Source organism: uncultured Phascolarctobacterium sp., assembly GCF_958349595.1.
Taxonomy (GTDB): Bacteria; Bacillota; Negativicutes; order Acidaminococcales; family Acidaminococcaceae; genus Phascolarctobacterium.
Genome location: NZ_CATWDQ010000006.1, coordinates 104,293 through 115,196, shown reverse-complemented (window position 1 = coordinate 115,196; position 10,904 = coordinate 104,293). Strand labels below are relative to the sequence as shown.

At 37.1% G+C, this 10,904-nt stretch carries 10 protein-coding genes and 1 tRNA gene; 2 read left to right on the top strand and 9 right to left on the bottom strand.

The features are described from left to right. Positions 1-66: 66 nt before the first annotated feature. Positions 67-948, bottom strand: coding sequence for a YitT family protein (locus Q4G98_RS06810; protein WP_293546047.1), 882 nt, complete (start codon positions 946-948; stop codon positions 67-69). Positions 949-1,157: 209 nt separating this feature from the next. Between Q4G98_RS06810 and Q4G98_RS06805 the strand changes: the two genes are divergently transcribed. Further along, positions 1,158-1,232, top strand: a tRNA-Arg gene (locus Q4G98_RS06805). A gap of 114 nt (positions 1,233-1,346) precedes the next feature. Here the strand turns inward: Q4G98_RS06805 and Q4G98_RS06800 are convergent. The 6 genes from Q4G98_RS06800 to Q4G98_RS06775 all read right to left on the bottom strand — a co-directional run bounded on the left by Q4G98_RS06800 (position 1,347) and on the right by Q4G98_RS06775 (position 7,964). After that, a complete protein-coding gene (locus tag Q4G98_RS06800) occupies positions 1,347-1,727 on the bottom strand; it encodes a proteasome assembly chaperone 4 family protein (RefSeq protein ID WP_293718958.1) in 381 nt (126 codons plus the stop codon). Beyond that, entirely contained in the window at positions 1,724-2,290 is a 567-nt protein-coding gene (locus Q4G98_RS06795; RefSeq protein ID WP_298564066.1) for a UbiX family flavin prenyltransferase, read from the bottom strand. Before Q4G98_RS06795 ends, Q4G98_RS06800 begins: the two co-directional genes overlap by 4 nt. Positions 2,291-2,336: 46 nt before the next feature. After that, on the bottom strand, positions 2,337-3,587 hold the full coding sequence (locus Q4G98_RS06790; protein WP_298564063.1) for an S-layer homology domain-containing protein: 1,251 nt from the start codon (positions 3,585-3,587) through the stop codon (positions 2,337-2,339). Positions 3,588-3,622: 35 nt separating this feature from the next. Next, the gene (locus tag Q4G98_RS06785) at positions 3,623-5,005 is read right to left on the bottom strand and encodes an SLC13 family permease (protein WP_298564061.1); all 1,383 of its coding nucleotides are present in this window, start codon (positions 5,003-5,005) and stop codon (positions 3,623-3,625) included. 72 nt (positions 5,006-5,077) lie between these two features. Continuing rightward, positions 5,078-6,454 (bottom strand): UbiD family decarboxylase, encoded by a 1,377-nt coding sequence (locus Q4G98_RS06780; protein ID WP_298564059.1) that lies wholly within the window; start codon positions 6,452-6,454, stop codon positions 5,078-5,080. 16 nt (positions 6,455-6,470) lie between these two features. Continuing rightward, positions 6,471-7,964, bottom strand: coding sequence for an L-lactate permease (locus Q4G98_RS06775; protein WP_301961898.1), 1,494 nt, complete (start codon positions 7,962-7,964; stop codon positions 6,471-6,473). Positions 7,965-8,183: 219 nt separating this feature from the next. Between Q4G98_RS06775 and Q4G98_RS06770 the strand changes: the two genes are divergently transcribed. Next, complete coding sequence (locus Q4G98_RS06770; RefSeq protein WP_293718964.1) at positions 8,184-8,780, top strand: Crp/Fnr family transcriptional regulator; 597 nt, start codon at positions 8,184-8,186, stop codon at positions 8,778-8,780. 164 nt (positions 8,781-8,944) lie between these two features. Here Q4G98_RS06770 and Q4G98_RS06765 read toward each other — a convergent pair whose 3' ends face one another. Next, positions 8,945-9,283: a hypothetical protein gene (locus tag Q4G98_RS06765; protein ID WP_298564056.1), complete on the bottom strand. Its 339-nt coding sequence runs from the start codon at positions 9,281-9,283 to the stop codon at positions 8,945-8,947. Between the two features lie 118 nt (positions 9,284-9,401). After that, entirely contained in the window at positions 9,402-10,790 is a 1,389-nt protein-coding gene (locus Q4G98_RS06760) for a sodium:alanine symporter family protein (RefSeq protein ID WP_298564055.1), read from the bottom strand. Positions 10,791-10,904 lie beyond the last annotated feature (114 nt).

Here is a 10,904-nt window from a genome sequence, read left to right as displayed (position 1 = left end):
CTACGATTGGAGGCTTTTTTATTCAATGTCCATTTTCTTTGGTTCTAAGCACAGGCAGGAGCTTTTTTATTGATTGACACGTTTTTGAAAATTACCAACAACAAAAACATTTTCTTCTATAATTATAAAAACTTCCGGATCTGCTGCTAAAAGCAATCGCCGCAGCTGCAAGAACTCACTTTTAGAAACTACGGTCATTAAAATTTCTCTTTCTTCATTCTTATAGGCGCCATAAGCATTCCATTTTGTAACACCGCGGTTGACCTTTTCAAAGATTATCTTTTCCAGCCCCTGTTTTTTTGTAATAATCAGCATCGTCAGCATGATGTTCTGGAAATGCACCTTATCCAAGACATAATACACGATACCGGTAAAGAGGACAGAATAGATTGCCTGGGAAATACTGAAGATTATGGCACAGGTCCCAAAGATAAAGATATTCAGCATAGCAGAAACTTTGCCAACACTCAAATTTGAATGCTTCTGCATCAGCAAAAGGCCTAAAATTTCCTCACCGCCGCCGCTGCCGCCAGACAGCAAAGTCATGCCGGCACCAATGCCGCAGATCACACCGCCGGCCACACAGGCCGTCAGATGTTCGTCAACGAGTAAATGATCCGCAATCGGAACAACTGTCAGAAACAAGCTGTACCAGCAAACGCAGTAAATAGTTTTAGCCAGGAATTCCTTACCAAAACGTTTCAGCGAAACTGCCAGCAGCGGTATATTCAAAACAAAATATAAAATACCGGCGATATTAGTACTGCCAAAGCTGATCCCAAACCAGCTTTCCATAAAATGCCTTATCAGCTGGGCTATACCTAAAAATCCGCCATTATACAAACCTACAGGTACGATAAACTGATTTAGACCTACAGAATAAATCAAAGATCCAATAACAATCAATAACGTCATTCTCGGCGTCAACAACAATCTGCAGTAGCTCATAAAGCTTTCCTCCGCCAATAGTATCTAATTTGATTTGATTATATATAAAACGCAGAATTAAGTAAATCCCTTGGAGAAAATTTAATACTTATTTTACCACCTGTACTGTGGCACAATATGCTTTTTATTTAAGTAAGCAAGGATAAAACTTGCAAGAAGCTTGCCGTTATGCTATAATTCGCTATGGTGCACAATGCACCAACTATTATGCGCCCGTAGCTCAGTGGATAGAGCATCGGCCTCCGGAGCCGTGTGCGGTGGTTCGATTCCACTCGGGCGTACCACAGCAATTAAAGCCATTCTCCAAATTTTGGAGAATGGCTTTTTTAATCTTTATGGCCTACTCAAAAAACATCAAATTTTTTATGTCAATTGTAAGCTTTAAAATATATGCAATATTAAATTGCAACCATCATGTCTTCAATCATATTTAAAATAACGTGAAAATTCTTTTCTACTTCCTTGAGATCATCACCAGTCGCTCTGTCAATATGTATCCCTACCGTTACGACAACATTTTTATTGTATTTTCTCGATAACCGCAATGCAGCTTCTCTAGCTAAAATGTCATCTTTATGCCCTAATAAACATAGTAAGGAAGCATTCGACGATATGTTTTTGCTGTTTTCCAAACTAGGTCTGGGAGAACCAAGCGCAACCGCTCCAACATGTTCTTTTTCTCCTCCACTGATTACAATAATCATATCATCTCCACATAAAATTATATAAGCAGAAATCATATATGGCAGTTCACCTGATGCAAGCACAAAACTTTTCATAATTCTCTGCCTTCCCATGCCATAAAATTTCTGTACTCAATATGAAACTGCATCAATATTTTACCTAAAATATGATCAATTTGCTCTTCTAATGAGTTAGAAGCGTTATAAAAAGTAAGCATAGGCGGTACGATAACACAGCCATTATCGGCACAGCATTTCATATTACGCAGATGAATCTTGCTCAAAGGCATTTCCCGCGGTACTAATACCACTTTACGATTTTCCTTTAAACAAACATCCGCTGCCCGTAAAAGCAGGTTATCCGCATATCCATTGGCTATACCAGCAACTGTTTTCATACTGGCCGGAATAACTATCATTCCCCCTGTAACAAACGACCCACTGGAAATTTTGGCAGCCAGGTTTTTGTTGTTATAGGTATAGTCAGCAACTTTAGTCAATTCATTAATATCTATCGAAGTTTCATATTCAAAATTTTTCCTAGCTCCTTCAGTTATTACTAAATGTGTTTCAATATTTTGAATACTTTTTAATGCCTTTAACATCTGCTGACCCATAATAACGCCACTGGCTCCAGATATTCCAACAATTAAGCGCATAATAAGTTTACCTCTTTTTACTCAGTTTCTATTTCTGCTTTAAGCACTAAAAAGTTACTAACAGATGGCTCCAAACAATCTGATCCTTATCACCACTGTTTTTGCTTTCCAAATCATAATATTGCAAACTGGCTACCATATTTTTAGCAACTGTATAAAAACCAGCCAATGCATATCCTTTAAATCCGTATCTGTCAAAAGGAATAACTACTCCATTTTGGGTAGGTGCAAGTACAGTTCCATAGCCCTGATCATAGTATTGTGCCGCCAGACCAAAAGATCCTGGTTTACTTGCTTTAGCACCTTTAATTGTACCTGTAATAATGTAGCCATCATTATCATTTGTACCTCTTATTCCATCAATTTTATCAACATCAGATTTCAAGTAAACTACACCCAAAGATGCCTGATTTGCAAAATTATATTTAACTCCTAAATTGAATAATCCATTTTTATCATTATTCTTACCATATTTCGACATAATAATCTCATCATTGTTCCCGCTGAATTTGCTGTAACCAGTTGCCACTTCAAGTCCGCCAGCTTTTCCTTTTATTGTTGCTCCATAAAGCTTATTGTAGTTCCAGTCTCCATTCTTCAAAACATCATTGTATAATTCAGTAGGTTTACCATAAAAAGCACCAATTTTTATATCCTTCCCATATGAAATACCAACACCGTCAAATCTTGTATTGTAGGTATAACCATCGACGAGCGTCAATTGATAACGCCCAGCAGTAATATCACAACCGCCAAGACGCCCGTTCATATAAGCACGTTGAAAATTAGTAGTTTCATCTCCAGAATCATTTCTTAAATTCTGATTATTTTCTAACATTGCTGTATATTTCCAATCATTATTTACAGCTCCAGTCAACCATAAACGAGTACGAAGTATTGATTTGTCCGGTTTACTAGTACCTCCGTGCCCATGAAAACTTGTATAGTTATAACGCATTTCCCCACTGATTTTTACATTATCGCCTTTTTCCTCTAACCTGGCAACACGGACTCCCAATGTATCAAGTTCATCTGCAAATTCTGATGCAAGACGATCTACATTAGCACCTTTTGCCATTGCTTTTGCTACAATTTGAGCCATCTCATAACGTGTCATCAACCTATCTCCGCCATAATTTTTGTCACCATATCCTTCCACAATACCAGCTTCTGATAATTGTTTTACAGAATTATACGCCCAATGACCAGCAGGTACATCCGAAAATGGATTAGCAGCAGAAGCAGAAGCCGCCACCCCTAAAGTTACAAACATCGCAATGCCTAAATATTTTTTCATGATTATTCCTCCCCCGTATTTATATAATAAATTAACTATTTATCCAGTAAGCCTATAACCGACCAATAAGGATATGTAACGATTACCATAAAAACTATCCCGACAAGGATCCGCAAAGCCATTACTTTGATTAAATGGCTTAGTTTTAAGTATCCAAATCCGTAAGCCAACATCAATGGTGCGATTTCATATGGAAATAAGGCCTGGTTAAACCCCATTATCATGGAATATCCACCTACTAGTGGAGAATAACCCAATTGCTTGCATAGGTCAGCCATAGGCATCATTAATGTCGCAATCAACGCTAACGGATTCAATAAGAAATTAGATAAAATTGAAAAAAAATATATACTTAATATAAGCTCTAAACTACTCATTTGGCTTAAATAAGGCTGTGTAAAGGCAACTATCAATTTTGTAATTCCAATTTCTGAAGCTACATCACCAATAGTCACAGCTCCGGTCAAGAAAAATAAAACCCTGAATTGTATTTTTTTAAAATCATCTTCAGATAAGATTCCTATTTTAGGGAAAAATGCTATTCCACCAAAAATAATCATTATCATATTTTCAGGAATATGATGGAAAGAAGCTGTTAAAAAAGCAAGCAAAACACATACTATAATTAAAATAGTCTTTTTTTCTTCCAAACTGACACTGCCTAATTTACTATACTCATTTTGCAAATATTCTTTACTTAAACTCAGATTCTCGGGTTTTAATATATACACTAACGGAATAGAACAAATCATCCATAATATTCCAGGAATAAACATATCTTTTGCCCAGGACATCCAGGAAAGTTTTATCCCCATATATTGTTCTAAAATTCCAGCCGTCAAAATACTGTCAGTAGAAGCTGTTAAAAACGCCATTTTCGGCGACCATAACGAAAAAAACACAACTAGAATCAGGGCTGATGCAGTTCTGCTTTTAGGTTTGACCTCTAATACATTACATATCCCTATAACTACCGGTACTAACAATGCAATTTTCGCCATTACAGATGGAATAAGCGGAGTAAAAATTGTACATGTAACTACTATCCCAAAAATAACTCCCTTTAGGCTCCCTTGTGCAAGTAAAAGGGCTTTATAGGCAATTCTGATAACTAAACCAGACTTCACAATCATAACACCTATAATCAATCCGCCTAAAGTAATCCACGGAGTCCCGCTAACCCATGAATTGAAAGCTACATCCTGCTTCACTATTCCCAAAACCAAATATATAACAGGCAGCATTATTGCTACTATTTCTTCTGGAATCAATTCAAACATCCACATCATCACAGCCCACAAAGTAATAGCCAAATATTTCTGATAAAGATAATCTATTGAAGTAGTAAATGGCAAGCTGATAATAATACAAGAGATGATCCATTTTAATTTATAAAAAAACATCTTATTAACTTCCACCTCACCACCTTCTTTCCAAGATGAGCCGGCACTCTTGTTGCCGGCTCATTCTACATATTAACCCTATCTAAATCATCTGGAAGCATCAAGCTCTGGAAACTCATATTCTTCCCAGCCTGTTACTTCTGCTACAGTTGCATACTCTTCGCCAAATGGCATCGTGGCATCAATACCTATCGTAGAATTAGTTTTAGATTGTAAAGTATCACCATGTGATGAAGGATCAAGAGGCGCAGAAGGTACATTATTAACCAAAATAACATCTCTGACAGGATTTACACGAAACGATAGCGCCCATTCAACTTCTGCAGAATTATGAACATCAATATCTGGATCGACGACAATTACCCATTTGGGTCTGACATTACTTGACATTGCCGCTAAAATTGCGTGCCTTGCATCATTTGCATAACGTTGTGTCATTGAAATTACTACATAATTTTGTACCCCGCCAGAAGGATTTACAGCAACATCTTTAATACTGGGAAACTGTTTTTTCATAAAATTAAAGAATGAGGCTTCTAAAGGAATATTTTTTAAAATATGGTTTTCAGTTACTGGCTTTCCTGTCAGCAACACCTGAAAATATGGATTTTTTCTATGTGTGACTGCCTTTACTCTGGCGATTGGTTTTTCGCTTGCAGGTGTCATATACCCTGTGAATTCTCCTAAAGGCCCTTCGCTCACTTTGGTCTCAAAATCTATTTCCAATTCAAAAACAAATTCAGCCATCGCCGGAACCTCCACATCAATCGTTTTGCATTTGACTAATTCTACAGGCTGACCACGCAATGCACCTGCTAATCCCCAATCATCCGTGCTGTCCGGCACATTCTGTATCTGACAGGTATATGCTAATGCCGGATCAGTACCGACTACCAAAGCCATTTCGAATTTCTTCATACCTAATGCGTTTGCTTTAGTGCAATTTTTACCTAGACGGTGAAAAGGTTGTGCCATAAACCCAAAATAATTTTTACCAATTGCTTGAAACCTGTAATGTCCCAAATCCGTTATTTCTGTTTCAGGATCTTTGGAAATGCTAATTCCTGCAGTTAGGTATGGACCACCATCTAGTGAAGAAAATTGTGGAATAGGATATTTGCTTAAATCAACATCTTCTCCCTCAATAATTATTTCCTGGCAGGGAGCATCTTGAACTATTACTGGAGGAACAGGTTTATCAATGACACCTGCAAACCACGAAAGAACATCTTTATTCTTTACGTTCAAGGCTCTTAACGCCTTGACTCTATTTCCAAACACACCTCCAACTGCCGGGAACTCAGTTCCATTATTTTTAAAAATAATCACCGGGCCATCGTTTACATAACTCTTTTTTAATGCCTTACCGATTTCCAAATTTAAATCAATATAACGATCTACTTCAATCAGGTCATGTTCTTTTCTGCAAAGGTCTAAAAATTCTCTGAAATCATTAAATGCCATTTTACACACTCCCTTATTATTTAATAAATATCATCGCAAAAATACAGACAATCAATAATTGTATCATTTGCCATTTGAAAGCAATATTAAACATATCGCCATCTCTGTCCTTTATATTTGCCAGGGATGAAGTAAATTGTAGTAAAGATGGCTTTAACGGGTTTGCCGGGCCCATCGTAACCATTGTTGAAAATCCAACTAAAATTATTGCAGGAGATTGTAGCATCTGAGCAGATGCCATTTGCATTTTCGCAAACATTGCACAAGCTGGTATCCCCTGTCCAAAGGACATTCCTGCTAAAAACCCAAGTCCTGACAATAGTAAACCATAAACAGTAGCGCCCCATGACGTCATATGCTGTGCTAATAATGTAATTTGTCCTGTATCAACCATTAAATTCACCATAGCACCACCTAAAAACAACGTAATAAGTGAACTTTTACTTCTATTGGAAGCATCACAAAAATCTTTAAAAAATGTACTGGTTTTATTAATGGCAAACACATAGCATAAAATTGCCGTTATCAGAATATAAGTACCAGGTGTATTAATTAAGTTGATACTTATTGGACTATAACCCCATAAAGAACATTTAAAAGCTACTTTACTTATAATATTTTTCAATGGATAAGAAAAAAGAACGACAACAATTGAACCCGCAAAAAGTGGTAAAAAAGCTTTTACTGCCAGTTTCGTATCCAAAGGTTCTCTAATCTCCGAATCGTCCGTTTTCATATTCTTTCCATACATCCACAAAATCAGGAAATTAAAGGTTGAAGCAGCAATCAAGGTTACAATATAAAGATCCGGGAAAATTTGAGTAAATAAAATTACAGCAACAGCATTAGCGATAAAATTCAAAATTGCAATATTTCTGTTATGCTTATCAGTTAAATCAAAATTCAATATTTTAAAGAAGCCGACTACAGATACAGCTATCATTGGTAATGTTAAAATACCCATTATTCCAACAATTTCTGTTACAGGTAATTTTGTCACAGTACTTGCAATCGTTGCAGCAATAAAAAGGCTTACAAAACTAACGCTCCAGGAAAAATAGACTAAATACCCTACAGCAGCTTTAAACCCATCAACACCCTGCCTTACTAAACCAGTAATAGTGACCGGATATGTTGCAAAGCCGTTAAATGCCCCTAAATACCCACCAACAACTGAACATAAAGCAACCGCCTTACCTGATTTGTTGGGTAATATTCTTTCAAGTGTATTAAGCAATACTTTCAACGCACCTGTAGTTCTAAAACACTGACCAAAAATTTGACCTGTCCACAATACCAAGAAACCATTCCATATGGTTATATTCCCCCATATAGAAGCTTCCAGTGTTTTAATTATCGGCATATCAAAAACAAAAACCACTAAAATAATTTCAAAAATCCACACATATAAACTTAACTTAAGCGCGTTCATTTTGAAAACCAGAAAACCAATTAATAAAACAACAAATGGCAATAATGCAGATACTGTCTGCACACTCTGTTGATCCACCGTCAACTCCTCCTTTCACGTTAAACCTGTAGAATTTATCTCTTTCTCCTCCTTTCAGCTTCATTATATGAATATCTATATATTTGTTCTGTTAATCTATTTACAGCATTTTTGTAGTCTAGACAACAAAGTTTCATTTATCGGGATCTTTAGTCTATGTTTTATTGACACGCTTATCTTTGAATGTTAGATTCTTAAGTAAGAGAGGAGTGATTTGAGATGAAATCATACTTTGATGCAAAGCCTTTTCACCAAAAGTTATGTTTAAACTTATCAAATGACATCCAAGAAGCGATTTTAAAAAATGCAATTAAATTCTATATAAATGCTAAAAAAGAAAACTTATTCTTTTTTAGCAATAAGCAAATTTTAATAATTCAGGAAGGCGCATTAATGACAATCAGACGCAACAATGAAGGCAAACAAATTGGTGTAGATATTCTAAAAAAAGGTGATCTTTTAGGTATATTGAACTTCGGTAAACAATCACCCCAAGATTTTATCTCAGTCCTCCCACTGACAGATGTTTTTGGATGGCTTATATCCAAAGATACTTTTGAACATTTATTAAGCCAATACATTGAACTAGATAAATTTATCATCCATTATTTATCCGAACGATTTTATAGAATCATAAGGCACTTAACAAACCTGGTTTGCGATACAAGTAAAGAACGTATAGAATATTCTTTAAAGCTAAGCCATCAATATTTAGGCGACTTTTATTTAACACAAGAACAAATTGCTTTATTATCCGGTTTAAACAGGGTAACTGTTGCTAAAATATTTAAAGATATTGATTTTAAGTTTGATTAGAATAAAGTTAAAAAGCCTTTTTCAAAAACTAAACCACCATCTGATATCTCGTATCAAATAGTGGTTCTCTTCTAAACTATAGCAATAAATTCAACTGTACATGACAGCTTGATTTTACTCAAAAATAATAAAAAAGCTTTGCCATAATATGGCAAAGCTTTTTTTCAAACATTATATTCATATCTCTTGATAGAGCCTACAGAAAAATGGACTAAATAATCAGGAAAACCATCTATAGGCACCCAGAAAGAAACCACGTCTCCTAATTTGCCGACTTTTTTACGGTAGCTGGCTTCTCCTTTTTCCCAGGCTTCCTCAGCACGGCACCCCTTGTGCTGCTCCAAAGGTTCAACTAAAGCGCATTTATTGCCTTCAATACGTCCTGTACTGGGAGCTATTTTATTGGCAGCAATAATATTGCGTTTCTTATCGATAAGCATTGCCGACTCCGGGTAGTTGTCCCACATTAAATGAAACGCTTTAATTACTTCTGCTTTTTCCATATCCACAGCTCCTTTACATTATGCCTAACTGTTTTCATATTATCACAAAAAAACAGCTTCTGCTACTATCACTGCAATAAAAATATACCGCAGTTATAATATAACCGCGGTATATTTTTTATTCGCTATATTCAGGTTCGCCAACTACTTCGATCCGTTTTTTTCTGGAACGTACCTTTTCCCAATATACAAAATAGGCTTTTGTTTCAGCCACTACAACTCCACTCAATCCAAGCAAAGCAATCAAGTTTGGAATAGCCATCAAACCGTTGACGATATCGGCAATGACCCAAATCGTCTCCAGTTTCAGAAAAGCACCGGAAGCTACCAGGCAAATAAAAACTAACCGATACGGCATAATACTTTTAGTACCAAAAAGGTACTCAATGCAGCGTTCACCATAATAATTCCAGCCCAAAATGGTCGTAAACGCAAATAATACCAGGCCCACCATTAACAAATATTTTGCCATAGCCGGAAATGCCATTGCAAAAGCAGATTCAGTCATCGCCGCACCATTCAACTCTCCTGACCAGGCTCCGGAAACTACCAAAACCAAACCTGTCATCGTACAAATAATGATCGTATCGATAAAAGTACCCGTCATCGATACCAACCCCTGCTCTGCAGGCCATTTTGTCTTTGCCGCTGCCGCTACTATCGGAGCGCTGCCCAAACCGGCCTCGTTAGAAAAGATACCGCGCGCAATACCACTGCGCATCGCCAACATGACTGTGGCACCCAAAAACCCGCCTGCTGCCGCAGTAGGATTGAAAGCGCTTTCAATAATAAGAGCAAATGCAGCAGGCACCTGATCGGCAAACACAATCAGCACCGCCGCCGTAGTGACCATATAGACCACCGCCATAAAAGGCACTATTTTACCTGCTACCATCGCAATAGATTTCAGCCCGCCAATAGTTACTATTGCCACTAAAACAGTCAGAACTGCCGCAGTATACATTACCGGGATACCTATAGAAATATTAGTGATCTCAACGATAGCATTGACCTGCGTAAAGGTACCGCTGCCTAAACAGGCAACCATAACACCAAATACAGAAAACATCACGGCCAGCGGTTTATATTTTTTACCAAGCCCCTGCTCAATGTAGTGCATTGGACCGCCGGAAATATTGCCATTAGCATCTACCGTTCTGTATTTTACTGCTAAAACACCTTCGGCATATTTAGTTGCCATGCCAAAGAACGCAGCCATCCACATCCAGAATAACGCACCAGGCCCACCTGCTTTGATAGCTGTAGCCACGCCTACGATATTACCCGTGCCCACAGTAGCAGCCAGCGCCGTACATAAAGCTTTAAAACTGTTGATATCGCCATTGCCTGCGTTTCTTGCCGTAAAAATCAATTTCAGTGCCGTAGGTAATTTAATAACCTGCAGCAGACCTAATCTTATCGTCAGCAAAATACCTGTACCGATAAGCAAAATCATTAATGGCGGCCCCCATACAAAACCGTTGACAGTGTTTAAAATATCCATCATTTTTTTAGCTCAACCCCTCAAGTAAATTCTTTCTCACTGGTATGCTCTAATAAAATATAATTCTAACAATATCCAGCAACGATTTTTATTGTAACACAATCAAAGATTTTTTCA

Coding starts and splice junctions, on each gene's coding strand:
- Q4G98_RS06810 (WP_293546047.1), bottom strand. CDS start 948: ATGAGCTACTGCAGATTGTTGTTGACGCCGAGAATGACGTTATTGATT.
- Q4G98_RS06800 (WP_293718958.1), bottom strand. CDS start 1,727: ATGAAAAGTTTTGTGCTTGCATCAGGTGAACTGCCATATATGATTTCT.
- Q4G98_RS06795 (WP_298564066.1), bottom strand. CDS start 2,290: ATGCGCTTAATTGTTGGAATATCTGGAGCCAGTGGCGTTATTATGGGT.
- Q4G98_RS06790 (WP_298564063.1), bottom strand. CDS start 3,587: ATGAAAAAATATTTAGGCATTGCGATGTTTGTAACTTTAGGGGTGGCG.
- Q4G98_RS06780 (WP_298564059.1), bottom strand. CDS start 6,454: ATGGCATTTAATGATTTCAGAGAATTTTTAGACCTTTGCAGAAAAGAA.
- Q4G98_RS06770 (WP_293718964.1), top strand. CDS start 8,184: ATGAAATCATACTTTGATGCAAAGCCTTTTCACCAAAAGTTATGTTTA.
- Q4G98_RS06765 (WP_298564056.1), bottom strand. CDS start 9,283: ATGGAAAAAGCAGAAGTAATTAAAGCGTTTCATTTAATGTGGGACAAC.
- Q4G98_RS06760 (WP_298564055.1), bottom strand. CDS start 10,790: ATGATGGATATTTTAAACACTGTCAACGGTTTTGTATGGGGGCCGCCA.